Genomic DNA, 25,913 nt, shown 5'->3' with positions numbered 1-25,913 from the left:
TACCTTTTATCGCGATTCACAGTGTGGTATTTTTGCCACACTACTATTCTCACGTGGATCGCATGGCCCTTACCAAGATCAAAAAAGCACTCGGATTCGGCGTTGAGGAAAAGGCGCTGACCCTGACCGACCCGGACGCCCTGACACTGTTCGGGGTGTTGCCGACCGCAACCGGCGTGTCAGTCGGCCCCAGCAACGCCATGCGTGTTCCTGCGGTCAACTGCGCCGTGTCGCTCATCTCAGAGACCATCGGCGCGCTGCCGGTCAAGCTGTATGACCGCGCATCCAAAGACACCCTGACAGATCACCCGGCCTATCGGCTGGTGCATGGCCGCGTGAACCCGTGGACCAGCGCCGCCAAGCTACGCGAACAACTGACCATCGACGCACTGCTGCATGGTGCCGGTCATGCTCAGGTGGTTCGCCTTTCTGATGACACACCGTATGAGCTGCTCCGGCTGGAACCGGGCAAAGTCCAACGGGATCAGGAGCCGGACGGCGAACCGTTCTTTCGCGTTTCCACCGATACCGGGCAAGTGCGGCTTTCCTACCGGGATGTGCTGCGCATTGAGGCTGTCGGCGGAGTGGCACCGATCACTCTTGGCCGTGAAGCTATCGCGCTGGCAATCAGCTTTGAGAATCACATGGCAACCTCCCTCAAGAATGGTGCGCGGCCCTCCGGCGTGATCCAAATCCAGAGCGATATGGATGCGGTCGGCAAACTGAATTTTATTAAGGACTGGGCGGCCCAACACTCCGGCAGTCGAAACGGCTCACCGGCAGTCCTTGATGAGGGCATGGAATACAAGGCCATTTCCATGACCCTTGCCGATGCTCAGTTTGCCGAAAACCGCCTTGAGCAAATCAACGAAATCGCCCGTGTCTTCCGGGTGCCGCCCACCATGTTGTTCGAGCTATCGCGCGGCACATGGTCAAACACTGAAGAGATGTTCCGCCAATTTCACACCGTCACGCTCAAGCCGTGGCTGAAAGATTGGACGGATGCATACGCGCAATGCCTACTGACGCCTGAAGAACAGGATGACTTCTACTTTGAAGCCGTCACTGACGATCTGCTGACCACCGACACGGCAGCCCGTGCAACCGCATACGGTCAGTATCGCAGCATGGGTGTTCTATCTGCGAATGACGTTCGCGCTGGCCTCAATCTGCCGCCCCGTGAAGGCGGCGATGAGCTGAGTAATCCCTACACCACAACCCAGAAGGAACAGGTTGAATGAACCTGACCCACACCGCCTTTTTCGGCGATGGCGAATACACATTCGCCCTGACCGATGACATGATCACTGAGCTTGAGCGCATCGCCGATCTTGGCATTGGCGCGTTCTACATGCGCGCCGTGAACATGCAGTTCAAACTGGCTGATCTGATTGAGATCATCCGGCTTGGCCTGATCGGTGGCGGCACCAAACCGGAACGCGCGGCACAACTTACAGACACCTACGCCCGGAACACTCCGATTGATGATCTGTATCCGCTGGCGCTGGACGTTCTGGATGCGCGCTGGGGCGGTAAACCTGACACCATCGATGCAGCCCAAACAGGCGACCTTTCGGCAGCTCTGAGTGAGGTCGCTCATGCCTAAACTACGTTCATTTCGTATGGCGAAAATTTTCATGCTCGCCACAACGCTCACCCTCATTTTAGCCAATGCGTCAATCGTGGCAGGCATATCTTGGTATAGCCCCGATACCTTTTTGAGCATCAGCGGCTTTCTTGCGGGTATGACAGGACTTGTCTGGCCATTGGATAGCGACCCTTCAGCGGCTCCGAGTGAGGCCGCCGAATGACCGACCGTATTGAGATCAAAGCCGCATTCGAAGTCACCGACGCAGGCGAAATCACCGGCATTGCTTGGCCCTTCGGCTCTGCTGACCGGGTTGGGGATGTGATCGAAAAGGGAGCGATCACATCCCCTGAAAATCTGCCGATGCTGTTTGCTCACGATCAAGGGCAAGTCATCGGCGTTTGGGATCGGATCACCGAAACCGACGAAGGCCTGACCGTCAAAGGCCGCCTGTTGGTGGATGACGTTGAGCGTGCCCGTGAAGTGCGCGCCATGATCCGCAGCAAGGCCATTTCCGGCCTGTCCATCGGCTTTGTCACCAAACAGCACAAACGCCACGCCAAGGGCCGCACCATCACCGCTGCCCACCTGCACGAAATCTCTGTTGTCGCCGTCCCGTGTCATCCGGGCGCACAGATCACGTCCATCAAATCGGATGACCCCCTGACCCCCTCTATGGAGACCCCCAAATTGAAAAACGAAGAAATCGAGACCGAGCAGAAGGCCGTGACCCCGGCCAACGATACACCGCAGGTGCCCCAGATCGACATCAAGGCATTCGACAAAGTCATCGCCCGCCTGGACAAACTGGAAGCCAAAGGCAACCGGCCCCAGATCACCGGCCCGGCAAACCCCGTCATGGGCGGCGAAGAAGTCAAAGCTTTCGCTGCTTACTTGTCCACTGGCGAAAAGAAATCCCTGACCACCGCCAGCGACACGTCCGACCACATTCTGGCACCGGAAGACGTGCAGTCTGAGTTCATCCGCAATCTGGTCGAATTCAGCCCTGTCCGTTCCATCGCTGACGTGCGCACCACCGCACGCGGTAGCGTCATCCTACCGAAACGCACCGGCATCACGAATGCCGTCTGGGTTGATGAGACCACCACCCGGACCGGCAGCCAGCCCGCCTTTGATCAATCCAAGATCGCAATCAACGAAATCGCAACCTACGTTGATATCTCGCTGCAGCTCGCCGAAGACAGTGACAACGTTCTGAGCGAGGTCAATCTGGCTCTGGCCGAAGACTTCGCCCAGAAAGAAAATCTCGCCTACGTCAACGGCAGCACCGCTCTTGAACCTGCCGGGTTCATGGCTGATGCAACCATCGGCAACACCACAGCAACCGCTCAGACAGCTATAGACCCTGATGAGCTGATTGCCCTGATGTATGCTCTGCCGGCCACCTACCGGAACAACGGTTCGTGGGTGATGAATGCCCAGACGCTGGCAGTCATTCGCACGCTGAAAGACGGTCATGGCAACTATCTGTGGCAACCGTCCTATCAGGCAGGCCAGCCCGAAACGATCCTTGGCCGCCCGGTTATTGAGGCCGTGGACATGCCGGATATTGGCGCTGATGCAGAGCCGATCATCTTTGGTGACTTCAAACGCGGCTATCGCATCTATGACCGTCTGGCGCTGGCCGTGCTGAGTGACCCCTACACGCAGCGTATCAACGGTCTGGTTCGCTACCATGCGCGCCGCCGGACTGGTGCTGGTGTGGTTCTGCCTGCTGCGTTCCGTAAGCTGAAAATGGCGGCCTAACCCAATCTATGAAACCGCAGCTCGCATATGACGCAATCGCATTGGGATACGGTGATCACACCGTATTCCTGCGCCCGTCTTTGCGGGCTGCTATGCGCCTTGAACGGCTGCACGGCGGCTTTCCCGAACTGCTACGCAAGCTGGAAGAATTCGACACGTTCACTGTCTGGCACATTATCACCGCTGGGGCTGGAAGAACGGCTACTGATGCTCTGTTTGGGTATGTCGCAACGCAACCCCTGTCCGGGTTCGCCAACGCGGCTATCGCAGCTCTTTTTGAGTTTATCACGGCTCTGTTCCCGACCAGTGCAGACGATAGCGAAACCAAATCGACCAGCACCGATCCCTTACCTTGGGCCGATCTGTTTAAGCAGCTCTATGGCTACGCAACCGGCTGGATGGGCTGGCCGCCCGAGACCGCTTGGAATGCCACGCCCCAAGAAATCACAGACGCCTTTGAAGCCCATATGAGCAAGCTCATGGCTATCCACGGCGCAACCGATGAACAGCAAGGCCCTACCGAGGAACAACGCCAAGAGAATGTTCAGAACGGCTTTGATCCTGAGTTTGACCGCGCCGGGCTGGCAAACCTGCGCGCGCTCAGCACAATACGAGAAGGACAAATGATCTAATGCCTATTGTTGACCCCTATAGCGGTTACGGCCAATCCCCTGACGGACCCTATGAGAACGCCGTAGAAGTGCAGGCAGATGATAACGCTGACCTGCCTGTTATGCCCGGTGCGCTTGTCTTGAACAGCCATTGGGCAACCCCGCTGCCTATCCTCATGACCCTACAAAACGGGATCACCGTCACCTTGCGGCTGCTGCCCGGTGTCATCCACCGGATACGCCCGACACGCATTCACGTCACTGGCAGCAACCTCATACCGGAAGACGTAACGTTCACGTTGCTTTGGTAATCTGATGCCCCGTCCGCCTCATATCTGCACATGTGGCAGCATCGTTCCGCATGGTGAGCGCTGCGCCTGTCAGGTTGCGCGCGCCCGTGCCCGAAACAAACGCCATGACGCGCGCCGCCCGTCTGCGTCGGCAAGAGGCTACGGCAGCAAGTGGCGCGCAGCTCGTGACACCTTCCTAAGGATCAATGATCGCTGCGCATGGCCCGGCTGTAGGGCAAAGGCCACGCTTGTAGATCACATCATCGCTCATCGTGGCGACATGCGCCTGTTCTGGGATCGCTCAAACTGGCAACCGCTCTGCATATCCTGTCACAGTCGCCACAAGCAACGGCAGGAAAGCTAGTTATGAATTTACACCAGTTCCTTCGCCAGCTCCTTAATATCTACAACGCCACCAAGAAGCGGACCTACGATCGGCAGAGATTTTTTTGCCACGCTGAGAAGGCGTCTTCTTCTAAGGTAACGCATAACCTTGCGGTTGACTTCGTTCTTGAAAATCGACCGGTCCAATTGGTCATCATTCCAACATTTAACAGCAATGTCACCTATCTCGCCGATGACTTTTATGACTTCATCTTTCTTCATTCCACCAAGTTTCAAGAAGTATTTGTGGTCGTTAACCGCGTCGAACACGATGCAGGGAAGTTCCCCATGCGCAACCTTGAGTCTATCAATCTCGGCGCGAGCTTTCTCTATGTCGTAGTCTTCCGGATTCATCGAAACGTCGACGGCAAACCCTCGACCTTTGAACGGGAGAATAAGGTGCCAGGCATCTTTGACATGGGCATCAAAAGCAGGGCACGCATCCAACAGCCACTTAACTTTCTCAAGGTCATAAGCGTGGTCAATGTAAGTTCCAATCAAAGCGCGTTCTGCCTTAAGTTGGTCGATTTCTTCTTGATCTTTTACTCCGCGCATAAAGTTCTCCCAGCGACACTCTTCCATAACTTATCAAGCCACAATCAGCCTCCAAGCAAAAGACGAAGGTTCGTTGGACCGGTCGACACCAAAAGAGTCCTAACGGGGGTGGTCTCGAACTTTAGGGCCTCTGAGGGGACCGGCGTGGGGACCTCCGCACAAGACACACCGAAAATAACTTTTTCAGAAAGAGAGGCGAGCTGATGGCCGCACTGACACCTGTTGCGTTGCTGAAATCGCAGCTCAACCTTGATCATGACCTTGATGATGCCCTGCTGGCGCATAAGCTGGACGCCGCCGAAACATGGATCGGCCACTACACCGGGACGCCCTTTGTTGCCGGTGATGCACCCCTGACCGAAGCCGCTTTGCAGCTTGCAGCCTATTGGTATGAGCAACGTGAGGCCGCGTCATTCGGTATGACCACGGCCCCGGTGCCCTTTGGCGTCCGTGAACTGCTTTCCCCTTACAAGAATCCGGTGACTGGCTATGTCCAAGAATAAGAGCCTGACTGAGCAATCTAACATCCTGAGCGCCCGTTTTGGGTCGATGGCTGGTGATATCGCAAAGTCCTTGCGTCCTGCACTTATCAAAAGCGCCGAGGAATACGCCGCCGCCATGCGCGCTCTGGTGCCTGTTGATGAAGGCGACCTGAAAGAGTCTATCACCGTCACCGCACCGGGCGAGACCACACCGGCTTACGCCGAAGGTGGCGGCAGGCGCACCGCTGGCCCCAATCAGGCACTTGTCACTGTCGGCAACGAAGATGTGCGGCACGGCCACTTGCAGGAATTCGGCACCGTCAAACAGGAAGCACAGCCGTTTATGCGGCCCGGTGCCCGGCTAGCAAAGCCCCGTGCACAACGGCGCATCAACCGTGCAATCGGTCAGGCAATTAAGAAGGCAGCGGAGGGCAAAGCATGATCGCGCCCGATATCGAGTTCCAGACACAAATCAGATCGGCACTGATCGCCAGCTCTGCAGTGACCAACCTTGTTCCCGCTGACCATATCCGGGCTGGATCGACACGACCGGATAAGCTGCCTTGTGTCATTCTGGCGAACCCTGACACCGCCAATCTTGGCCGTTCTGGTGATTGGCATCTGACGCGCGTTTGGCTGGACCTGCATGTTTGGGCGATTGAAGACGGCGCAGATATGGCACGGCAGATCGGTGCTGCGGTTGCTCATGCGCTCTGGGATGCGCCCAATTTGGTTGAGACCGATATCGACGCCTATGGCCGCCCCAGCTTCAAATACATGCGCGACCCTGACCCCGACAAAGCATACTGCCACGGCGTCGCCACGGTTTCGGGTGTTGTCCGATGGAGGCCGTGACCATGATCCGGGCAGGCAAACTGGATAAGCAGATCACCATTGAACGCGAAACCGAGACCGTAGCCGCGTCTGGTGCCGTGTCAAAGACATGGGCACCCGTGGCGACGGTTCGGGCAGAGTTGGTGCAGCTCAGAGCAGAGGAATACCTGACCAGCTTTGGCGAAGGTGATGCTGGCGGCGCGGTGTTCCGCACCCGGTATCTGAGCGGGATCACCACGGTTGATCGCGTGACCTTAGACAGCACCACCTATGACATTGACGAGATTGCAGAGCTGGGCCGGAAACGCGGCCTTGAGCTGCGTTGTTCTGTGGTGGCCGCATGAGTGTGCATTCGCGAGGCGTGAAGCCGCCCCTTTCCCCCGATGCCGAAGCTTTGACCAAAGCGCCGCCAGTGCCGAAATTCCTTTCGGCCCATGCAAAAGCTGAGTGGAAACGCATTATGCCCCAGCTAATCGCCCGGCGCGTCATCACAAAAGCCGACATGGCAGGCATTGAGGCTTATTGCGTGGCTGTTGGTGCATCCAGATTGATCGCAGACACCATGAGCGCTGGCGTCTTGCCTGATCTGAAATTGGGCGGGCTGCAAATTCGCTACATGCAGACAGCACGCCAATTCGCCGCCGAATACGGTCTTACGCCGACAAGCCGCGCCCGGATCGGGGCGGTGCAGTCGGATGACGATGACGAAGACCTGACCAAAATCTGACATGCCAAAGAAAAGCACATATCCGCATTGGCTGTTCGACGGCAGCGAGATCCCGGACCCTCTTGGACATGGGGAACGCGCCGTTCGTTTTCTGCGTGGTCTGCGGCACCCAAAGAGCCTTGAGCCTAAGCAGAAAATCAAATGGGCTGAATGGCAGGAACGGATTGTGCGGCGCATCTATGGCCCGGTTGACGAAGACGGCGAACGGCTGGTGCGTGAGGTGTTTCTGATGATCCCGCGCGGCAACCGGAAAACGTCACTAGCGGCGGCGCTTTCTATCCTTCACTTGCTAGGGCCGCAGAAGCTGCCGGGCGGCCAGATCATCTTTGCTGCGGCGGATCGAACGCAGGCCGCGACCGGCTTTGAAGAAGCCGCTGAGCTGGTGCGTCACCAAAAGAGCTTAAACCGTGCCGCCAGAATCTACGAACCGAGCAACGCGCCTCAATCCATTAAATCTAAACCGGATAGTTCCCGGCTTAGAGCTGTTTCTAGCGAAGGCAAAAATGTGCATGGCACCACGCCGACATTTGTCCTGGCTGATGAAATCCACGTTTGGCGAAACAAGGCGGGCCGCGAAATGTGGGAAGCGCTCAAGAGCGGTATGACAAAGCGCGTTGGCGGGTTGACGGTAGTTGCCACGACCGCAGGCCGTGGCCGCGAAGGTCTTGCGGCTGAGCGCTATGAATATGCGCGCAAGGTGGCGCTTGGCGAAATCGACAACCCTGCGTTTCTGCCAATCATCTTTGAACCTGAAGAGGGTGACGACTGGTTAGATGAGAAAGTCTGGCACAAGCTCAATCCCGGCTTGAAAGACGGGTTTTGTGATCTCAAAGGTGTTCGGTCTGATGCGCAGGAAGCGCAAGAAAACTCATCCAAGCGTTTCGAGTTTCAGCAATACCGCCTGAATGTCTGGCACGCCAACAGCCGAGAACCATTGTTTGACTTCGACACCTATGACGAATGCTGTTTCCCGACTGATGAAACTGATTTGTTGCAACTTCCCTGCTACCTTGGCGTTGACTACGCGCAGTCTGGCGACCTTGCCGCCGTGGTTGCAGCGTGGCGATTCCCGGACAAGCGGATAGCTATTAAGCCGTGGTTTTTCGTGGCTGGCGAAGGGCTTCAAGAGCGCGAAAAGTTGGAAGGCTTGCCGTATCAGCGCTGGATTGACGATGGGTTTATCACCGCCAGTGACGGTCCGGTTATTCCGCAAAAAGATGTTCAAGACCTGATTGAGAAACTGTGCGCAGACTATTCAGTCGAAGAAGTCGCTTACGATCCGTGGAAGTTCCGTGTGGCTGCAATGGAGTTGCACGACAAGGGCCTGCCTATGATCGAGATGCGCCAAGGCCCGGCGACTATGGCACCGGCCACCGGCGAATTCGTCCGCACTGTGAACGGTCGCAATATCCGCCATGACGGCAATCCGGTGCTCCGCAATCACTTTGCCAACGTCGCTGCGGTGACAGGCGACACCGGCAAAATCACAATGTTCAAGGCCGATCCGAGACACGACCACATAGACGGTGCCTTTGCCGCTGTTATGGCCGTGTCACGGGCAGTCGCCGCAGAGTCCAATCAATCGAAATACAACGACCCCAACTACAAAACGTTGGCGGATATCCTTGAGGAAGCAGCATGAACGACGCAACACTGCCCGGCCTAATAGTCCCTATCGAAGCCCGGATCGACAAACTTGAAAAGGGTCTGCAGCGTGCAAACCGTGCACAACGCCGCGGCGCACAACAGATGGAACGTCGCGCGCAACAATCGGCCAAACGTATCGACGCCACTTATGCCAAGATGGGCCGGAACGTAGCTGCCAGTTTCGCGCGCATGGCCGTTCCGCTGGCCGCCGGTGTCGCCTCCACTTCGACGCTCAGGGCTATCTCTGACACCACCAGAGGCATTGCCGAGCTTGGCGACGAAGCCGAACGCGCTGGGTTGTCGCTCAAAGAGCATCAGGAGTGGCGTTTCATCGCGCAGCAAAACCGCATCGAAGTGGATGCGATGATCGACTCTTTCAAAGAACTGAACATCCGGGCTGATGAATTCATTGAAACCGGCAAGGGTGGCGGTGCCGAAATGTTCGAGCGCCTTGGCTTCAGTGCCGAACAACTCAGCAAACGGTTGGAAAAACCTTCTGAGCTGATGCTTGAAATTCTACAGCGGTCGCGGCGTCTGGATCGCGCAGGTCGTATTCGTGTCGCCGATGAGATTTTCGGCGGCACGGGCGGCGAACGGTTTGTTGCGCTGATGGCTCAAAGTGACGCTGAGCTGAGAAACACAATCGCCAAAGCCCACGAGCTGGGCGCGGTGCTGGATGATGACGTTGTTGCATCGGCAGATGAAGTCACCCGCAAGTTCGACGAGATGACAACCCGGATGGGTGCATTCGGCAAGCGGCTGGCCGTAGCAATGTCTGAAGGTGTTTCTGGCATTCTCAGCGCCAAGAAGAACCTTGAAGGCATTTTCGGCGATATCGAACGCGCTGAGGCTGTGCTGGGCGAAGAACTGGCTAAGGGGCTGGAAGGCAACAAAGCAGCCCTTACTGCCCATGCTGATGATCTGCGCGACCTACACGGGACGTATGATGAGCTGTTCAACCTGATCAACCGTATGACCGGCCCGGACGGCGTGCGTGTGTTCGAGATCGACAACACTGATGCCCGGTTCGCCCTGGCTGATATCATGGGCGACCTGAAACGGCTGGTCGATGCCCTTGAAGGCGGCCAGATCGAAGCCAGCGAATTTGAAAAGGAAATCGGTGAACTGGTCGGAGAGGCACGCGAAGTAGCCACGGAGCTGGCAGAGATCGACGGTGCCCGTTTCGCAAATGTGATTTCCGCCATTGGTGGAATCGGCGATTCGCTGGACAAAGCGATTGGCAAAGCCGCTCTTCTGAAAACCCAGCTGCCGGACAACGGCGGTTATACATCCTCTGGTCGTGGTGACGGTCAGGCCGAAGTTGAACGCCGCCAGTTCGAAGGCAATCAGCCTGCATCTGATCTGGCCCCGACATCATCGCCCCGCCCCCGGGTCGCTCCGCCGATGCTGCATGAGAACGTAGACACTGGGCGCGGTGGCGCTGGCAGGGGTGACGACTTCGCACGTGCGACAACTGCATTGCGCTCAGAGATCACACTTTTGGAACTTGAAGCCGCTGCGTTTGTCGCAAGTGCCGCTGCCGGGGGTGAATACACTGCTGCAATTGCGACGGCGCGCCGTGAAGCCGAAATGCTGCATCAGGCGCAAATGTCCGGCAGGACAGTTACTCCGGAGCTTCGCAGCGAAATCTCAAAACTTGCTCAGGCATATGCCGATAGCGCTAAAAAATCAGAATTGGCCGCACGGGGGCTGCAGAAAATCGATGAGGCCAGAATGCACATCGAAAATTCAGCAGCGAATGCCTTTGATGGTCTCATCAGAGGCACCATGACTTTCAGGGAAGCTATGGCGAACCTGATGAAAGACCTAGCCCGCTACGCCGCGCAGAAGTTCATTCTTCAGATGCTTGGTGGTTTGGCAGGTGGCGGTCAAGGCTGGATGAACAGCTTCGCGACTTTGTTGGGCGGCTTCGCCGAAGGTGGCTACACCGGAGATGGCCCCAAGCTTCAACCGGCTGGTGTCGTTCACCGCGGCGAATACGTCATGTCCAAAGAGGCCACCAACCGCATTGGCGTCAGAAACCTAGAGGCGCTGCACAGCTCCGCTAAGCGGGGGTATGCGTCTGGCGGGTATGTGGGTGGCCGGGCACCCGTTCAGGCGGTCTCAGCGGCGCGCTCTGAGTCTGTGGGCGCTGCTGCCGCACCGAACGTCACAATCAACTCGCCGATCACCGTCAATGGGTCCGCTGGCACTCCGCAGCAAAACGCCGATCTGGCTGAGCGCATGTCGGCGCAACTTGAAGCGTCCATGAGAGGGGTTGTGGTAGACGAAATGCGTAGACAAGGAAGACCGGGGAACATGGCGAACAACCGGCGGCAAGGTGCGCGCTGAATTTGGGAATCTTGCTGAAAATCGCCTTGTAGCTGAGTCTGGGTTTTGGTATTCTTGTTCTTGCCTTTAAGGCAGCACAAAGCACCAAGCAGTCAGGTTCGAGCCGATACTTTCAATGACGCTCGCCGACGCCGAGATACCAGCCCAACATAAGACGCCAGCGCCGGGAACATGACCGGGCAGCGAGTCGCCTAGCTGGAAGGTGCAGGAAAGATCGCTTTGGATCGCTCCCCGGTGGAGATCACCGGACGCCCCAAGTGGTTGCCGCCGGTCATATGACGAAATGGCACAGAAAGACGGTTGCAATGTGCGGTGAGCTTCGGCTCTGGGTCACAACAACCGGTCACGCTCAGGTTGGAGGAAAGCCGGGCGTGATGCTCAGCCGAAAGGCTGTAACCGCTTGGTTGAAAGACCGGGATCGGGGCGCTGCTAGGTCAATGGAAGCCACCTAGTGTTAGAAGCCCTTCACCACCTGTTATATGCAGAACATCCCCCTAGGACATCACAGATTAGCGTTTGTGCTGTCCTAGGGGGAAAGTCCTATTTCTGCAGGGATTATTGATTATCATTTTTTCTGTGCCTTTCGTCCTTCTTCCGGCTGAAAAACAGAAACGGTGGGCGCGAAGCGCCCGAAAGCGAGCTTTAGCGAGCGCGCAGGAGTTACGTAGAAATGACAGCACGATCTCTTCTTGAGGCACTCACGATCTCGTGGCCCAAACAGGTCCGGGGCGGTGATGAACAAATGAACCTGAAAACAATCCCGGCAGAGCTGCGCTCACTCGCAGAAAAACATCGGGAACAGGACAAATTTCTTGAACATCTGGGAGACTTTTTGTTATAATATCACATGCAGGGGCTGGCTTCCAACTATGCCCTCTCCGAACCCCGCGCAGGATCATCAATGCGATGTAAGTCACCCGGCGCGGGGTTCATTTCTTCAGCGGTAAGTAAGAATTTACTTACAATAAAATCTATAGGTTACGCCATTTTTCCTCTTGCGCACCAGATTCCGCTCATGCGAATCTGCACACACCAAATCATCTTAAAGAGGAATAATTTCGTGCAGACCCCCACTAATCCACAAGAAGTCTATCTGCCGGATCACATCTACCACGCACTGAAAGCCAAGCTGGAAAAGCTGGTATCTGAGCCGTTCGAAGAATGCGGCACCGACCCTGAGACCGAAATTGTCGCGGCTCTGGGTGAGATCGGGAACATCTGGCCTGTTTCAGTGCTGGATGATGCTCAGGTCGCGGAGGCGGCATAGGACCGATACGGTCCTAATTTTCCTACGAACTTCCTATCATTTTTATGCTATAAGGGAGTTGTGACGCGGAACCGTCGGCAAACAGAGCCGCGCCACTTTCATATCAATGACCACCAGAAAGGAGCCATTTATGGCATCAGAATACGCGACTTCAACGAATGGAGCAACTCTGACTGACACTGTGACACTTCTCATGGGGCGGCGAGAATTCGACGCCTTCTTGCATGAGATGCACGGCAACCCGAAGAACGACCACTGGAAAACGCCTTCTAAAGACCTGCCTAAAGGCGAGTTTGATCGCTCGAAGTTTGCGCAGGTTGAGATTTTCAATGACACACTGGTTGGCCCTATCACGGCTCGGCATTTGGTTTCTTCCGATGCTGTCCAGGTAGAGGTGAAGCGCCCTAGCGAAGCGCTTTGGGAAACAGCCAAGGACTTGATCGCAGAAGTGCGCGGCGGCGTCGCAGCCTAGCGACACACAATTCGGAATTCGACGAACCCGCCGGTGCAAGCTGGCGGGTTTTTCGTAGAAAATCACGAACACCACTCGACACGGCGCAATGACTTTCGTTAGCTACCTTGGGGTAAACTCTTCGACAAATTATTGAAGGATTAACAGTTCTTTGCGGTTTTCAATTAGCCTTGCAACCCGGGTGTTTCTCGAAAAGCTTAGTAATTCTGTGAGATGGGACAAACTTGGTGCAGTAGGTCGGTCGAATATAGGTCGATTGACGATACTAATTCCATTTGTCGGTTACCTAGTAGTCTTCAATCCATCGTTTATTAACTTCTTTCAACAGGAGCTTCCGGGTGGAATACCAAATACGTATGACTGGTTCTCAGAACTACACGGCCAAAGGCTTGTATTTTTGTATTTTGGCTTGCTGTTCTTAGGCCTCGGAAATTTGCTCTTCGTCATCCTTGCGCCCGACGCGCTTAGAAAACACTCGGATGTTTCAGGATACATCACTGAAATGCAGGGAGTGGCTTCGCAGACATTGATCGCGAATAAGCTAACTGAAACCGTTAGTAGGTTTCTCAATGCCAACGAAGGTGAAGCAAGAAGCCCCTTTTTTTATGGCCAATCACTTTCATTCCCAAGTGAGGCATCAGGTTATCTTCACGATCTTATTGGCAATCTTTGGAGGGATATATCGCCGAGCAAATTGCCTGACCTAGAGCTTTCCTATGAGACACCCGGCACATTTTTCGAAGGCTCACCCTACACCATTTATACTGGTTCAGGTTATCTACAAACTGACAACATAATGGAAATAATGACCGCTGGTAACGCCGCAACCTTTGCGCTTCTACATCTAATGCACGCAGAAGCGGAAGGAAGATCCAAAGAAGTCTTCTTTGTTGAATTCTACTCGCTCAGCTTTTCGAAATTCCTTGCTCGCGCGATGGTGGGTCTGTTTTTCCTGCTTGGATTTGGCGCCCTTCTAGTTCCGACACTTACAACATCTACATTGGTGATGATGACGGCATTTCAGAAGCCGATGTGATGGCCTCCAACTCAACAACCCCATTGCAGTAACGTTACGTCATCCGGCCCATATTAGGGCCGGTTTGCGACCGCTGTAACTATCCCTAACGCCGCCCCATAAACAATCCAGCCGCCGGTGCAAGCTGGCGGGTTTCTTCATTGGGTTGCACATTCCCTCTCGCCAGATCACAGTCCCTCAAAAGATTCTAGGGGCAGTTCATGCGTTCAAAATTCCCGGGCCATTTTAGCGAAACTCAGGAAACCATTGACGAGCTTTGGCAGTCGGCAACCTTTGTGTTTGACGCGAATGTCCTGCTCAACCTGTATCGCTATTCGGATAAGACACGAAAAGAGTTTGTTCGCATCATTAGTGAGTTGAAGGATAGGCTGTGGCTTCCTGAGCAAAGCGCCTTTGAATACTTCTCGAACCGCTTGGGCGTGATCAGCGAACAAGAACAGGCTTACAGGAACACCGCAGCGGAACTATCGAAGATTGAAAAAACGTTCTCAGGCTCCAATCGTCACCCTTTTATTTCGGACGGCAACCACAGCGAGCTGACCGCTGTATTGAAGAAAATCTCCAAAGAACTGGAAAAAAGCCTAAGTTCACAGGAGACGAGGATCACCAAAGACGACATTAAAAGCTCATTAGCGGACATTTTTGATGGGCGCGTCGGAAACCCATATTCTGAAGACGACTACAAGGACATCTTTGATAAGGGAGAAAAGCGCTACAAAGAGAGCATTCCTCCGGGATACAAAGATAAAGCAAAAGTAAAAGACCCGAAAACCCACGCTGACTGGCGTCGGATATACGGTGACTTGATTGTATGGCTTCAAACAATCTCCGAGGCGAAGAACAGCAACATTGACGTTATCTTTGTGACGGATGACTCCAAAGAGGATTGGTGGCAAGTCCAGTCAGGAAAAACAATTGCTCCGCGCCCAGAGTTGATCAGCGAGTTTTGCAATGAAACAGGGCAGTCAATTCTGATCTACTCGCCTGATAGGTTTGTCCAATTGGCAAAGGAAAATCTTGGTTCCGCTGTCAGCGAGGAAACCCTTAAGGAAGTGAAAGCTGACCACGAAAAACAAGTTTCTAAGGCGGCGAAAGTAAAGTTCTCTGACTATTTGGATACAGCAGCCGACCAAATTTATGAAAGACGGAGAGCCTCAGCCGCCCTACACAGAGAGCAGTTTGAAAGCCGGGCCAAAATTAGTGAACTGGTCAACCAACGAAATCACTTACGAGAGAAAGTCGACTTCATTAAACAATCGATAGAAGTTCACAGGTTGTTGGGTGATGACGAAAAGGAACGGCAGGCTCTAAAAGAACTGAAATCGACAGAAGAAGTGCTGCACGAATGCAATATTGTTTTGCGAGAAACTTCCAGATCGTATCAGGAGTCCAAGAAGTGGATGGATTGACGCGAAGTCAATAGGCCCATTTTAGGGCCGGTTACACGGTTACAAAATCACACGTAAGTTATTGATATTTAACAATTAGTCAGGAGTTCAAATCTCTTATCACCCACCATTATTCCTCGCATGGCCTCAAGGTCTTACGCGACTAGCGCCCCTTGCTTTGCTGCGTGTGAAACTGTTTCCGCTGCGCCTCCACTGCACTTAAACGGAAAAGAAGTCTCCAACACAGGAGATTGGGGCCATGGCAACAATCGTAAAACGGCCTAGTGGGAAGTGGCAGGCAAAGGTGCGGAAGGACGGGCGAACCCAATCTAGGTCCTTTCTAATGCGTGCTGATGCGGCGAAGTGGGGCGTGAGACAGAGTTGAGCGCAGACAGAGGACTGTTAGCTCCCACCTTCGGCACGAGTGGGTCCGAGATGACTTTGGGTGAAGTGCTTCGAAAATACCGAGACAACGTTACCGGCGCAAAAAGATGCGCGGAGAATGAGAATTTCGCAATCAACGGGTTCCTGCGCAGGTGCTCCAAACTCACCAGTAGAAAGGTCAGCAAGCTGCGATCAGCAGACTTTGTCGCCTACCCCACTGCATAATGGTCGCGCAAAGTTATGATCACGTTGGACGGGCTCAGCGCCGCTGCATATCGGGCGACTTGGTTGGCGTGACCCTGGTCGAATTGGAAGCAACCATCACACGCTCCAGAGCGGTTTCCGTTGTTTTCCGACTCATTGTGTCAAACGCGAGGTTGCGTTGGGCGTCGATATCCAAGGCTGTGACAATCTTTGCGTTCGTCTGCGTATTTGAACCATTCGGCACCGGTATTTTGTCCGTTTTGATATCTATGCCCGAGTTCTTGAGCGCCTGTTGACCGTCCCGAAGGGTGGTCCCCGGCCTCCTAATGCGCAGCGCTTTTGCGAGGGCGCCCTGCAGGTCCGCGTTGTCCGGATCAAGGCGCAATGCTGCCTTGACTACGGCCAATGCGTGATCGGCCAGATCAAGCTTCAAAAGCGCGCGCCCAAACAGGGAAATGATTTTCGCTACGTCCATGGAATCGTTTAACAAACCGGTGCCGGTCTTTTGCGCCTCGCCCGCGCCCTTTTTCCCAGCCATCAGCGCACGCCCCAGTCTCAGCCATGTCTTGAGCGAATGTGGCTTATGTTCGACAAGTTTCGCGAACTCCCGGTAGGCGGTGTCGTTGTCGCCCAGTCTTGCGGCTATAACCCCGTGCATGTAGCGTACGTGCAGAGCGTTCGGCTCGGCATCCAGAATTTGCGCATAGCCGCGTTCTGCAGCAGCCAGATCTCCGGCGTTATAGAACGCGCCTGAACGTTGCAGCACATAGCGCAGGCAACGCCGGTCGAGCTTCTCCCCTAAGTTTTTTCCACTTTGCGTAATCAGAAGCAGCGACCTGATTTTTGCGTCCTCTGATCCGAAAGAGTACTTGTAAGGCTCGTCGCCGCGCAGGAAATCGTACTTGCCGAAGCCCTGCGAAATGGCATGCCTAATGGCATAGGCATGAAGGACCAGACCCGGAGGCGGGCCTTGGAACCTCGTGTCTCGCGCTCCGATATAGAAATTGTAGGTCTTGTCTTTCTGGTCGACCAGAATTGTAAGCACGCAAATCGGGCGGTCTCCGTGCCAGAGCATCGGCATGAACAGGGTATTCGTTGCACAAGCCGTACGGAGCATTCTGCGCTGGGTTTTCAGAATGGCATTCAACCGCTTGCCCTTGCGTTCCCCCCATTTGTCGACCCACAGCCGGTTCAGAATATCCATGTCGCGGTCAAGCGTTTCACTTGTTGTGTGCGTAAAACGATACGCGTCCGAGCTTTCAACCTGACGCAGAAAACGCCGAATCTTTTGACGGGTATTTTTGCTGACTCTTTGACTGAGGAAGTCGTCCCAATCTCCGGTGAGAATGGTATGAGGGCATACCCCGTTATTGGTGCCGTCGGGTTCAATCGTTTTCAAGTGCTTCAACTTGAGTATCTCACCCGAGAACGCCTTGAGGAACAGATCCAGCCGCTTGAAGGAAGTCGGTAAGTTAAGAAGGCGAAGACGTCGCCAGTTCATTTTTTGCAGCCGTTGAGCAAGCGCCGGTATGGCCATCTCTTCAAATTCTGGCTTGCAAATGAACCCGTTATAGTCCGAGACGTAGTTTCCGGTCAGGATAATCTCATTGTAAAATCCTTCGGAATCGTGCTTGGTTGTCAGTCGAACCGGAAGAAAGGCCGCATACCCCGGTTCGCCTTGGGGCGCCCGGACCGCAATAACAAAGCTACCAGCTCCGGCTGCTTCCGCAGTTCCGAAAAGCCATTCATATGACAGGAAATAATGGGCCTCGGGATCCGCCTGATAAACTGCATCCCATTGCGAACGCAACTCGGCGATCGCGGTCCGTCCCTCAATCAAATCTACCTGCACAGCAACACTCTTTAACACATTTCACTCAAAAACACTGATGCGCAGTATAGCAGCTTATTCAAAAATATCTATTCTTGCGGATCGTAATCTGAGGCATTGCCAAATTGTTGAGTGGCGACAGAGAATTGCTGGGGACGACCGCCTTCTGACACCCAATTCAGTCACATTGCCTATCCAAAGATGGGAGGAGTGTGATCGGGCGTAGCATTAGAGAGGCGCAGAGAAACGATAGCGGCGTAGGTGAAAGATTTTTCATATCGGATCGTGGCTTGCGAGAAATCTCTGGACCTGGCCCGGCGGCTTGGCTCGGCCCATGATTTTCCACCTCTTCCGCGTGGCCCGCTTTCTACGGCAAGATTGAACAACGTAAGATCGTGTTATTTGTCCGCAATCTCCAATTGCCCAGATGTAATTGGGCAGCTAATTGGATCATTACGACCATTGCGGATCATTAGTGGAGTTATGGTAGTTGCTGACTTGCCACTGGATACTTTCGCCCATGTTGCCTCCACATTGCTTCCGGTTGTTTTCGCGGAACGCGGAAAGCCCTGCGCTGGGCGGAGTTAAAGGTTGGTGTTGCACGCCAATACTTATTACAGGAGCAGGATTTGGGCCTCTGACATTCAGGTATCGAGATGGCTTGCGCTCTCCTGCACCGACTACGCCGGAAAACGTGTACGCTACCTATCTTATTGGTTTCGTTATTTATTTTGATACCCAAAACGCTCCGCTCCCACCTCCTACGCCATCAACCGATTCCAGTTGCTTCCGCAATTCTGCCAATCGGCGATGACCAGGGATGCCCGACCCGATACGGCAGGTGTCCGCAGGTGTTCTAGTCCGCAACCGCTTTTGCAGCTTCCGCTATGTTCTGGCTCTGAAACAAGAACAAGCCCTAAGACTAACCTCTATTGGTGTTGTCGGTATCAAACTGTTCAAGGCATCCCTTTTTGGGGTTGTTCAGTTTAAATTTATCTCAGTCGCGAGACGGGTTGACGAATTACTTAAAATTGCGTCATCACGGCCCCGATTGATCTTAACGTTCAGTGATCTAAAGTGATCGTTTATCTTTTTAAGTACAGATAACTGTGCAGGGGATCGGAGTGGCTACATTAGCAAGCCGATTTTTCTTCCTTTAAGGGGCAAATAACGCAACGTTGGTCTGATTGATCAGGCGAACGACGGTTTTGGCCGCCAAATTGGATACGCCATTTTTGGTTTATTGGGACGCATAAATGAAAGACTTGCGGTGACCAGTCATACTCTCCTCAGAGGAGAGTTATAAGTAGCTGCTCTACTTCCCTGTTTCGCCTTACCAATAATCAGTGTGTGCGTTTTTGTACTACTATATATAGTGTTGGAATGTATGCAGCCCCTATTTAGTATAGCCATAACACGTTGATTTTGCATGGCATGGTTTTCCTTAACTACCCGTTTTGCGCCAGCTGAGACATTTCGAAGGTGTCAGGAGTTCAAATCTGTTATCACCCACCGCACCCCTCTCCTGTTAAAGTCTTGAGTTTGCACGGCTTGCCAGCCAGTATTTCAGCTGCGTATCGTGCGAGCATCGGCCGTGTGATCTATCGGCTCCACTGAACGGGGTCGCGCATGGCCAAATTGAAACGGGATATTGGCCTGGTCGGCCTCACGTTTATTTCGGTGGGCGGTATCATCGGGTCTGGATGGCTTTTCGGCCCGCTTCTTGCGGTTCAACATGCAGGCCCTGCCGCAGTTCTTTCCTGGATTATCGGTGCAGTGGCCATGTTCTTTCTGGCCATAACGTTTGCTGAAATCTCGGCCATGCTGCCAATACCCGGAGGGATTGCACGGGTGCCCCACTTCTCGCATGGCAACATTGTGTCGATGGCCATGGGATGGACGGCATGGATTGGGTACAACACAACAGCCCCGATCGAGGTTGAAGCTATGCTTAAATACCTCGCTCCTTATGCTCCTTGGCTGCACGCGGCCGATACGGGTGACTTGACCGGTGCGGGCATCACAGTGGCTTTGTTCTTCATGCTGTTGTTTGTCGCGGTCAACGCGTTGGGGGTTAAGTTCTTCACTCAGGTCAACGCAGCGTTGACCTGGGCCAAGATCGCCATTCCAATCGTGCTTTCAGGTTTGCTGATTGCAAGTCGCTTTGACACCACGAATTTCACGCAACCCGGCGGATTCGCACCCTACGGTTTGCAGGGCATTATGGCGGCGGTATCGACCGGAGGTGTCATTTTTTCCTTCATCGGCTTCCGCCATGTGGTCGATATGGCGGGAGAGGTTCGAAATCCGAAAATAGCCATTCCCGCCGCACTGGTATTGTCCATTATTCTGTGTGCAGCCATCTATACCGGGCTACAGATTGCGTTTATCGGCGCGCTGGACCCTGAAATGCTGAAGAATGGCTGGGCAAGTCTGAACTTTGGGGGTCAGGGTCCATTGGATGGCGTCATCCTGTCGGTCGGGATCGTTTGGTTCCTGAGCTTCCTGAATGTCGGCTCCGTGATTGGACCCTTTGGAAACGGGCTGGTGTCAACGGGCTCCAACGCGCGGATCGCGCTGGCCCTTTCACAGAACGGTTTCCTGCCAAAATGCCTGCAAATCCTTTCTTCGTTCGGAGTACCCCTGTGGGCTTTGGCGCTTAACTTTTTGATCGGGATTTTGTTCTTGCTGACGGTACCGTTCACCACTGTCATTGCTCTGAATGGCGCCGCCATTGTTTTGTCTTTCGCGGTCGGGCCAATCGCTGTGGTGTGCCTTCGCCAGTTGATGCCGGATCATCCCAGATCTATCCGCATCCCTGCCGTCAAACTGGTTGCTGTATCGGCATTCGCCATTGCGACACTAATCGTTTACTGGAGCGGTTGGGACACCGTCTGGCGACTGGGTGTTGCGCTGGCTGTCGGCATGTTGCTGCTTCTGGTTCGGTTTTGGAACCGTCTGGACGAAATGGATGTGACCGAGGCCTTGTGGCTTGTTCCCTATTTCACCGGTATCGGGTTGATCTCGTTTCTCGGGCAGTTCGGAGAAGGCGCGCAAAAACAAATCCCGTTTGGTTGGGACATTGTACTCTGCGTGCTGTTTTCGGCGGTCATTTTCGGCCTCGCGGTCCGGTCGGCCTTGCCTGCCAAGAAGTTCCAAACCTACATCTCAGAAGAAGAGGTTTTGGACCCAAAGAAACCCATCATAGGTTTCTGAATACAAAAAAGGCGGGGACTGATCCCCGCCCTTTCGGTTTCAAATCAGTGTCTTAATGCGCAGTTGCCGAAGGACCGGCGCTTTCCGCAGCCTTGGCAGCCGCCGCGGCAGCCTCTTCCGCAGCTTCGTCCCACTCGACCGCCTCAGGCGTCCGAACCAGCGCATGTTTCAAGACTTCCGAAACATGGGTGACCGGAATAATCTCCAGCCCCTCCTTCACGTTGTCCGGGATTTCGGCCAGATCCTTTTCGTTTTCTTCAGGGATCAGAACCGTTTTGATACCACCACGCAGTGCAGCCAGAAGTTTTTCTTTCAGCCCGCCAATCGGCATCGCGTTACCGCGCAACGAAACCTCGCCAGTCATTGCAATGTCCTTGCGCACCGGAATACCTGTCAGCACGGACACGATTGAGGTCACCATCGCCAGACCAGCCGAAGGACCGTCCTTGGGCGTCGCCCCATCCGGAACGTGGACGTGAATATCCAGCGTGTCGAATTTCGGCGGTTTCACCCCGATCTGAGGCGAGATTGACCGCACATAGGACGAAGCGGCGTCGATGGATTCTTTCATCACATCGCCCAGCTTACCCGTGGTCTTCATCCGCCCTTTGCCGGGCAGTTTCAGCGCTTCGATATGCAGCAGGTCGCCACCCACGGACGTCCACGCCAGACCGGTGACAACACCGACTTGATCGTCCTGCTCGGCGAGGCCATAACGGAATTTCGGCACACCAAGGAATTCATCCAGATTGTCGGGCGTTACAGTGACTTCTTCCGCCTCTTTCTTGATAATCTTGGTCAGCGATTTTCGCGCTACTTTGGCAATCTCACGCTCAAGGTTCCGCACACCCGCTTCGCGCGTATAGGTGCGGATGATCTTTTGCAGCGCCTCATCGGTCAGTTCGAACTCCTTGGCCTTCAGACCATGGTTCTTAACCTGCTTGGCGATCAGGTGCTGTTTGGCGATCTCGCTTTTTTCCTCTTCGGTGTAACCGGCCAGAGGGATGATCTCCATCCGGTCCAGCAGAGGCCCGGGCATGTTGTAGCTGTTGGACGTGGTCAGAAACATCACGTTCGACAGGTCATATTCCACCTCAAGATAGTGGTCCATGAACGTGTTGTTCTGCTCAGGATCCAGCACCTCAAGCATCGCTGAGGCCGGGTCGCCACGGAAGTCCTGACCCATCTTGTCGATCTCGTCGAGCAGGATCAGCGGGTTCGTGGTTTTCGCCTTTTTCAGCGCCTGGATAATTTTGCCGGGCATCGAACCGATATAGGTCCGGCGGTGGCCGCGAATCTCGGATTCGTCGCGCACACCACCCAACGAGATTCGAATGAACTCGCGCCCCGTGGCTTTGGCTACCGACTTACCAAGCGAGGTTTTACCCACGCCCGGAGGACCAACAAGGCACAGGATCGGGCCTTTCAGCTTTTTCGAGCGCTGCTGAACGGCCAGATATTCAACGATCCGCTCCTTGACCTTTTCAAGACCATAGTGATCGGCATCCAGAACATCCTGCGCGCGGCCCAAATCCTTTTTGACCCGGGATTTGGTGCCCCACGGCAGCGACAGGATCCAGTCCAGATAGTTGCGCACGACGGTCGCTTCGGCAGACATCGGGCTCATGTTGCGCAGCTTTTTCAGCTCGCCCTCGGCCTTTTCGCGCGCCTCTTGCGACAGCTTGGTCTCAGCGATCTTGGCTTCCAGTTCGGCCACTTCATTCGAGCCGTCCTCACCATCGCCAAGCTCCTTCTGAATGGCCTTCATCTGCTCATTCAGATAGTACTCGCGCTGCGTCTTCTCCATCTGGGATTTGACGCGGGTCTTGATCTTTTTCTCGACTTGCAGAACCGACATCTCGCCCTGCATCAGGCCATAGACCTTCTCAAGCCGTTCACTGACGCTGAGGGTTTCCAGCAGTTCCTGCTTTTGCTCGACCTCGATGCCCAAGTGCCCCGACACGAGGTCGGCCAGCTTGGCGGGCTCGGTGGTTTCGCCCACGGCGGCCAGTGCCTCTTCAGGGATGTTCTTGCGCACTTTGGCGTAACGCTCGAACTCATCCGCGACGGTGCGCAGCAGTGCCTCGGTGGTTGTCACGTCGCCTGGAATCTCGGTCAGGTATTCGGCGCGAGCTTCGAAAAACTCTTCGTTTTCAAGAAATTCCGTGATCTGCACACGCGCCTGACCCTCAACCAGCACCTTAACAGTGCCATCAGGAAGTTTCAGCAATTGCAGAACATTGGCCAATACGCCCGAACGGTAGATACCCTCTTCATTCGGGTCATCGTCGCCCGGATCAATTTGGCTGGACAGCAAAATCTGCTTGTCGTCCTGCATCACTTCTTCCAGCGCGCGGACGGATTTTTCCCGCCCCACAAACAGCGGCACGATCATGTGTGGGAAAACCACGATATCGCGCAGCGGCAGTACCGGGTAAGAGGAATTAAGGGGCTCTTGCATGCTCAATCCTTATCATTGGCAAGACAGCTCTGGTCCCTCATTGAGGCAACGCTCGGCCATCTCCTGTCTTGGACAATTAAGGTGGGGCAAGCATTGCCCCATTTCAACCTCATCGTCATTTGTCACGATCAGAATGACCCGAGGATTTTCGGACTGCAAGGTATCGCGCCGACATATCCACCAGTTTTGCGAAAAGAAACTGTATGAGGGTGATCAAATAGGCTCGATGTCGCCTTGTGCACGCTGCGCGTGGAAATCAGCCTGCCAAACGTCAAAGGTCCCTGCCGAAATCGCATCTCGCATACCCTGCATGATTTCCTGGAAATAATGTAGATTGTGCCAGGTCAGCAGCATGCCCGAGATCATCTCGTTGGCGCGGAACACGTGGTGCAGGTAAGCTCTGGAGTAACTTGAACAGGCCGGACACGTGCAGGCCTCATCCAGCGGGCGCGGATCGTCGGAGTGGCGGGCGTTTTTGATGTTTACGACTCCGTAGCGAGTGAACACCTGACCCGTGCGACCGGATCGTGAAGGCAGAACGCAATCCATCATGTCGATGCCGCGCGCGACCGCGCCGACGATGTCGTCGGGCTTTCCGACACCCATCAGGTAACGTGGCTTGTCTTCCGGTAGGAATCCGGGTGCATAATCCAGGCAGTCGAACATGGCCTCCTGCCCTTCGCCCACGGCCAGACCGCCGACGGCGTAACCCTCGAACCCAATCTGTTTGAGAGCCTCGGCGCTTTCTTCACGCAGGTCTTGCTCTAGCCCACCCTGCATGATGCCGAACAGCGCATGACCCGGCCGATCACCAAAAGCCTCACGCGACCGCTCGGCCCAACGCATCGACAGGCGCATCGACTCGGCAATGCGGTCCCGGTCCGCTGGCAAGGCCGGGCATTCATCGAAACACATCACTATGTCCGACCCAAGCAGGCGCTGAATTTCCATCGACCGTTCCGGCGTCAGCTCATGCTTGGAGCCGTCGATATGAGATTTGAACGTGACGCCCTTTTCAGTCAAATTGCGCAGCCCGGCCAGCGACATGACCTGAAACCCGCCCGAGTCGGTCAGGATGGGCCGTTCCCAATTCATAAATTTGTGCAGACCACCAAGCCGGTCGATCCGCTCAGCGGTCGGGCGCAGCATCAGGTGATAAGTATTGCCCAGCAGAATATCGGCCCCCGTCGCGCGCACGCTCTCGGGCATCATCGCCTTGACCGTCGCCGCGGTTCCGACAGGCATGAAGGCAGGCGTGCGCACTTCGCCACGCGGTGTGTTTATCACGCCGGTTCTGGCCTTGCCGTCTGTTGCCTTTAGCTCAAAAGAAAAACGCTCGGTCATGGGGTGCCTCGGGGTCGCTGAACCGGGCAGCATTTGCCTGATCCGATCAGTCTTTGCAACCCGTCAGGGCAGCGACGCGACACGTTCGGTGAAGAGGTTGACAACCCCTGCCCCGTCCACATCCCGGCACACGCGGACTATGGGACGTGTCGATACGGGCCGCGTTGCCCCGATCTCTGGCCCCTCGACAGTGACCTGCAGGCCGGTTTCGACCATGTCGAACATTGGTTCATGAGTGCAGGCGATCACAGCGGTCGAGTCATGCAGTCCACACCCCTCAAGCCCACCGATTTCTTTGTAGAACTTCAGGTAAAACCGAGAAATATCACGCAAAAATGCACCCATGTCAGGCGACCGGATGGCCAGCGCCTCAAAGTCGGCAGTTTCGTAGAGGGTTTTCAGCGTGACGTCCAAACCAACCAGAACAGTGTCAGGCGGCGCGGCAAATACTTCATCCGCCGCTTTGGCATCGTGATAGATATTGGCTTCAGCATGTTCGGTGATGTTGCCCGGACAAAAGACGGCGCCGCCCATGATCACCAAACGCTTGAGATTGCGTGCGAAGTCTGAATCCAGTCGCATTGCATCGGCGATATTTGTCAGAGGGCCAACCGCGCAAACAACCAACTCGTTCTTATGTACACGGGCCATTTCGACCAGAAATTCTGCGGCGGGCAAAGAGTGGTTCGAACCGATTTGCGGAACATCAGTGATGTCGCCAAAGCCTTCGGGTCCGTGCACATGCTCCGACGGCGCGTGGCTGGTCTCCCCCGTTGCAAATGCGGCACCTTCGGCCACAGGCGCATCCAGACCCAGTTTGTGCAGCAGGAACCGCGCGTTACGGCTGGACTGATGCACGTGCGTGTTGCCGAACACAGTGGTCAGACCAATCAGGTCAATTTCAGGCGCAGCAGCTGCATAGGCAATCGCCATTGCGTCATCGATGCCGGGATCAGTGTCGATTATCAGTTTCATATCGCCCGATACCGCAAACAAAGCGGGATGCAAAGCGGTCACATTCTGAAAAATCCACCTGTCATCCGCAAGTTCAGAGATTTGCATCCCCACCCAAT

General features: G+C 54.8%; 24 protein-coding genes. 19 read left to right on the top strand and 5 right to left on the bottom strand.

From position 1 onward, the window contains the following. Positions 1-62: 62 nt before the first annotated feature. From GOX66_RS05520 to GOX66_RS05490, 7 genes are read left to right on the top strand one after another with little or no spacing between them, the layout of a single operon-like run. The gene (locus GOX66_RS05520) at positions 63-1,241 is read left to right on the top strand and encodes a phage portal protein (protein ID WP_170760414.1); all 1,179 of its coding nucleotides are present in this window, start codon (positions 63-65) and stop codon (positions 1,239-1,241) included. Then, positions 1,238-1,606, top strand: a complete 369-nt coding sequence (locus tag GOX66_RS05515; protein WP_170760412.1) for a gene transfer agent family protein — start codon at positions 1,238-1,240, stop codon at positions 1,604-1,606. The genes GOX66_RS05520 and GOX66_RS05515 overlap by 4 nt, the downstream gene beginning before the upstream one ends. Continuing rightward, a complete protein-coding gene (locus GOX66_RS05510) occupies positions 1,599-1,811 on the top strand; it encodes a hypothetical protein (RefSeq protein ID WP_170760410.1) in 213 nt (70 codons plus the stop codon). Before GOX66_RS05515 ends, GOX66_RS05510 begins: the two co-directional genes overlap by 8 nt. Further along, positions 1,808-3,355, top strand: coding sequence for a phage major capsid protein (locus GOX66_RS05505; protein ID WP_170760408.1), 1,548 nt, complete (start codon positions 1,808-1,810; stop codon positions 3,353-3,355). Before GOX66_RS05510 ends, GOX66_RS05505 begins: the two co-directional genes overlap by 4 nt. An 8-nt stretch (positions 3,356-3,363) precedes the next feature. After that, positions 3,364-3,987, top strand: a complete 624-nt coding sequence (locus GOX66_RS05500; RefSeq protein WP_170760406.1) for a hypothetical protein — start codon at positions 3,364-3,366, stop codon at positions 3,985-3,987. Further along, positions 3,987-4,277, top strand: coding sequence for a spike base protein, RCAP_Rcc01079 family (locus GOX66_RS05495; protein WP_170760404.1), 291 nt, complete (start codon positions 3,987-3,989; stop codon positions 4,275-4,277). The genes GOX66_RS05500 and GOX66_RS05495 overlap by 1 nt, the downstream gene beginning before the upstream one ends. 4 nt (positions 4,278-4,281) lie before the next feature. Then, positions 4,282-4,620, top strand: coding sequence for an HNH endonuclease signature motif containing protein (locus tag GOX66_RS05490; RefSeq protein ID WP_170760402.1), 339 nt, complete (start codon positions 4,282-4,284; stop codon positions 4,618-4,620). Between the two features lie 8 nt (positions 4,621-4,628). Here the strand turns inward: GOX66_RS05490 and GOX66_RS05485 are convergent, their stop codons facing one another. Next, complete coding sequence (locus tag GOX66_RS05485; protein WP_170760400.1) at positions 4,629-5,195, bottom strand: hypothetical protein; 567 nt, start codon at positions 5,193-5,195, stop codon at positions 4,629-4,631. Between the two features lie 203 nt (positions 5,196-5,398). On the opposite strand from GOX66_RS05485, the gene GOX66_RS05480 reads away from it, so the two are divergent. From GOX66_RS05480 to GOX66_RS05430, 11 genes are all read left to right on the top strand, one after another. Further along, complete coding sequence (locus GOX66_RS05480) at positions 5,399-5,698, top strand: head-tail connector protein (RefSeq protein WP_170760399.1); 300 nt, start codon at positions 5,399-5,401, stop codon at positions 5,696-5,698. Further along, positions 5,685-6,119, top strand: coding sequence for an HK97-gp10 family putative phage morphogenesis protein (locus tag GOX66_RS05475; protein WP_170760397.1), 435 nt, complete (start codon positions 5,685-5,687; stop codon positions 6,117-6,119). Before GOX66_RS05480 ends, GOX66_RS05475 begins: the two co-directional genes overlap by 14 nt. After that, positions 6,116-6,532 carry a DUF3168 domain-containing protein gene (locus GOX66_RS05470; RefSeq protein ID WP_170760394.1) on the top strand — a complete coding sequence of 139 codons (417 nt, stop codon included), beginning with the start codon at positions 6,116-6,118 and terminating at the stop codon, positions 6,530-6,532. The genes GOX66_RS05475 and GOX66_RS05470 overlap by 4 nt, the downstream gene beginning before the upstream one ends. Beyond that, positions 6,520-6,855, top strand: a complete 336-nt coding sequence (locus GOX66_RS05465) for a phage head closure protein (RefSeq protein WP_237212518.1) — start codon at positions 6,520-6,522, stop codon at positions 6,853-6,855. The genes GOX66_RS05470 and GOX66_RS05465 overlap by 13 nt, the downstream gene beginning before the upstream one ends. Then, complete coding sequence (locus GOX66_RS05460) at positions 6,852-7,238, top strand: P27 family phage terminase small subunit (RefSeq protein ID WP_170760393.1); 387 nt, start codon at positions 6,852-6,854, stop codon at positions 7,236-7,238. The genes GOX66_RS05465 and GOX66_RS05460 overlap by 4 nt, the downstream gene beginning before the upstream one ends. A gap of 1 nt (position 7,239) precedes the next feature. Further along, a complete protein-coding gene (locus GOX66_RS05455; RefSeq protein ID WP_170760391.1) occupies positions 7,240-8,880 on the top strand; it encodes a terminase large subunit in 1,641 nt (546 codons plus the stop codon). Continuing rightward, positions 8,877-11,237 (top strand): phage tail tape measure protein, encoded by a 2,361-nt coding sequence (locus GOX66_RS05450; RefSeq protein ID WP_170760389.1) that lies wholly within the window; start codon positions 8,877-8,879, stop codon positions 11,235-11,237. Before GOX66_RS05455 ends, GOX66_RS05450 begins: the two co-directional genes overlap by 4 nt. 1,060 nt (positions 11,238-12,297) lie before the next feature. Beyond that, positions 12,298-12,504: a hypothetical protein gene (locus GOX66_RS05445; RefSeq protein WP_170760387.1), complete on the top strand. Its 207-nt coding sequence runs from the start codon at positions 12,298-12,300 to the stop codon at positions 12,502-12,504. 130 nt (positions 12,505-12,634) lie between these two features. Next, positions 12,635-12,976: a hypothetical protein gene (locus tag GOX66_RS05440; RefSeq protein ID WP_170760384.1), complete on the top strand. Its 342-nt coding sequence runs from the start codon at positions 12,635-12,637 to the stop codon at positions 12,974-12,976. A 256-nt stretch (positions 12,977-13,232) separates the two neighbouring features. Beyond that, positions 13,233-14,012, top strand: a complete 780-nt coding sequence (locus GOX66_RS05435; protein WP_170760382.1) for a hypothetical protein — start codon at positions 13,233-13,235, stop codon at positions 14,010-14,012. A gap of 200 nt (positions 14,013-14,212) precedes the next feature. After that, positions 14,213-15,421: a PIN-like domain-containing protein gene (locus GOX66_RS05430; RefSeq protein ID WP_170760380.1), complete on the top strand. Its 1,209-nt coding sequence runs from the start codon at positions 14,213-14,215 to the stop codon at positions 15,419-15,421. Between the two features lie 622 nt (positions 15,422-16,043). On the opposite strand, the gene GOX66_RS05425 is transcribed toward GOX66_RS05430, so the two are convergent. Then, positions 16,044-17,840: a GNAT family N-acetyltransferase gene (locus GOX66_RS05425; RefSeq protein WP_170760378.1), complete on the bottom strand. Its 1,797-nt coding sequence runs from the start codon at positions 17,838-17,840 to the stop codon at positions 16,044-16,046. A gap of 1,608 nt (positions 17,841-19,448) precedes the next feature. Here GOX66_RS05425 and GOX66_RS05420 point away from each other — a divergent pair. Then, positions 19,449-21,035: an APC family permease gene (locus GOX66_RS05420; RefSeq protein ID WP_170760376.1), complete on the top strand. Its 1,587-nt coding sequence runs from the start codon at positions 19,449-19,451 to the stop codon at positions 21,033-21,035. A gap of 52 nt (positions 21,036-21,087) precedes the next feature. Here GOX66_RS05420 and lon read toward each other — a convergent pair whose 3' ends face one another. From lon to GOX66_RS05405, 3 genes are all read right to left on the bottom strand, one after another. Next, positions 21,088-23,496: an endopeptidase La gene (lon, locus tag GOX66_RS05415; RefSeq protein ID WP_170760374.1), complete on the bottom strand. Its 2,409-nt coding sequence runs from the start codon at positions 23,494-23,496 to the stop codon at positions 21,088-21,090. 213 nt (positions 23,497-23,709) lie between these two features. After that, entirely contained in the window at positions 23,710-24,840 is a 1,131-nt protein-coding gene (gene tgt, locus GOX66_RS05410; protein ID WP_170760373.1) for a tRNA guanosine(34) transglycosylase Tgt, read from the bottom strand. Between the two features lie 63 nt (positions 24,841-24,903). Then, positions 24,904-25,815 carry a nucleoside hydrolase gene (locus tag GOX66_RS05405; RefSeq protein WP_170760745.1) on the bottom strand — a complete coding sequence of 304 codons (912 nt, stop codon included), beginning with the start codon at positions 25,813-25,815 and terminating at the stop codon, positions 24,904-24,906. Positions 25,816-25,913: the final 98 nt, after the last annotated feature.

The organism is Ruegeria lacuscaerulensis (assembly GCF_013031245.1).
GTDB lineage: Bacteria > Pseudomonadota > Alphaproteobacteria > Rhodobacterales > Rhodobacteraceae > Ruegeria > Ruegeria lacuscaerulensis_C.
The sequence above is the reverse complement of the archived record's forward strand: the minus strand, read 5'-3'. Positions and strand labels throughout refer to the sequence as shown.

What these genes read in the sequence shown, in the direction of transcription:
- GOX66_RS05520 (WP_170760414.1), top strand. Translation starts at nt 63, where the DNA reads ATGGCCCTTACCAAGATCAAAAAAGCACTCGGATTCGGCGTTGAGGAA.
- GOX66_RS05515 (WP_170760412.1), top strand. Translation starts at nt 1,238, where the DNA reads ATGAACCTGACCCACACCGCCTTTTTCGGCGATGGCGAATACACATTC.
- GOX66_RS05510 (WP_170760410.1), top strand. Translation starts at nt 1,599, where the DNA reads ATGCCTAAACTACGTTCATTTCGTATGGCGAAAATTTTCATGCTCGCC.
- GOX66_RS05505 (WP_170760408.1), top strand. Translation starts at nt 1,808, where the DNA reads ATGACCGACCGTATTGAGATCAAAGCCGCATTCGAAGTCACCGACGCA.
- GOX66_RS05500 (WP_170760406.1), top strand. Translation starts at nt 3,364, where the DNA reads ATGAAACCGCAGCTCGCATATGACGCAATCGCATTGGGATACGGTGAT.
- GOX66_RS05495 (WP_170760404.1), top strand. Translation starts at nt 3,987, where the DNA reads ATGCCTATTGTTGACCCCTATAGCGGTTACGGCCAATCCCCTGACGGA.
- GOX66_RS05490 (WP_170760402.1), top strand. Translation starts at nt 4,282, where the DNA reads ATGCCCCGTCCGCCTCATATCTGCACATGTGGCAGCATCGTTCCGCAT.
- GOX66_RS05485 (WP_170760400.1), bottom strand. Translation starts at nt 5,195, where the DNA reads ATGCGCGGAGTAAAAGATCAAGAAGAAATCGACCAACTTAAGGCAGAA.
- GOX66_RS05480 (WP_170760399.1), top strand. Translation starts at nt 5,399, where the DNA reads ATGGCCGCACTGACACCTGTTGCGTTGCTGAAATCGCAGCTCAACCTT.
- GOX66_RS05475 (WP_170760397.1), top strand. Translation starts at nt 5,685, where the DNA reads ATGTCCAAGAATAAGAGCCTGACTGAGCAATCTAACATCCTGAGCGCC.
- GOX66_RS05470 (WP_170760394.1), top strand. Translation starts at nt 6,116, where the DNA reads ATGATCGCGCCCGATATCGAGTTCCAGACACAAATCAGATCGGCACTG.
- GOX66_RS05465 (WP_237212518.1), top strand. Translation starts at nt 6,520, where the DNA reads ATGGAGGCCGTGACCATGATCCGGGCAGGCAAACTGGATAAGCAGATC.
- GOX66_RS05460 (WP_170760393.1), top strand. Translation starts at nt 6,852, where the DNA reads ATGAGTGTGCATTCGCGAGGCGTGAAGCCGCCCCTTTCCCCCGATGCC.
- GOX66_RS05455 (WP_170760391.1), top strand. Translation starts at nt 7,240, where the DNA reads ATGCCAAAGAAAAGCACATATCCGCATTGGCTGTTCGACGGCAGCGAG.
- GOX66_RS05450 (WP_170760389.1), top strand. Translation starts at nt 8,877, where the DNA reads ATGAACGACGCAACACTGCCCGGCCTAATAGTCCCTATCGAAGCCCGG.
- GOX66_RS05440 (WP_170760384.1), top strand. Translation starts at nt 12,635, where the DNA reads ATGGCATCAGAATACGCGACTTCAACGAATGGAGCAACTCTGACTGAC.
- GOX66_RS05430 (WP_170760380.1), top strand. Translation starts at nt 14,213, where the DNA reads ATGCGTTCAAAATTCCCGGGCCATTTTAGCGAAACTCAGGAAACCATT.
- GOX66_RS05420 (WP_170760376.1), top strand. Translation starts at nt 19,449, where the DNA reads ATGGCCAAATTGAAACGGGATATTGGCCTGGTCGGCCTCACGTTTATT.
- lon (WP_170760374.1), bottom strand. Translation starts at nt 23,496, where the DNA reads ATGCAAGAGCCCCTTAATTCCTCTTACCCGGTACTGCCGCTGCGCGAT.
- tgt (WP_170760373.1), bottom strand. Translation starts at nt 24,840, where the DNA reads ATGACCGAGCGTTTTTCTTTTGAGCTAAAGGCAACAGACGGCAAGGCC.
- GOX66_RS05405 (WP_170760745.1), bottom strand. Translation starts at nt 25,815, where the DNA reads ATGAAACTGATAATCGACACTGATCCCGGCATCGATGACGCAATGGCG.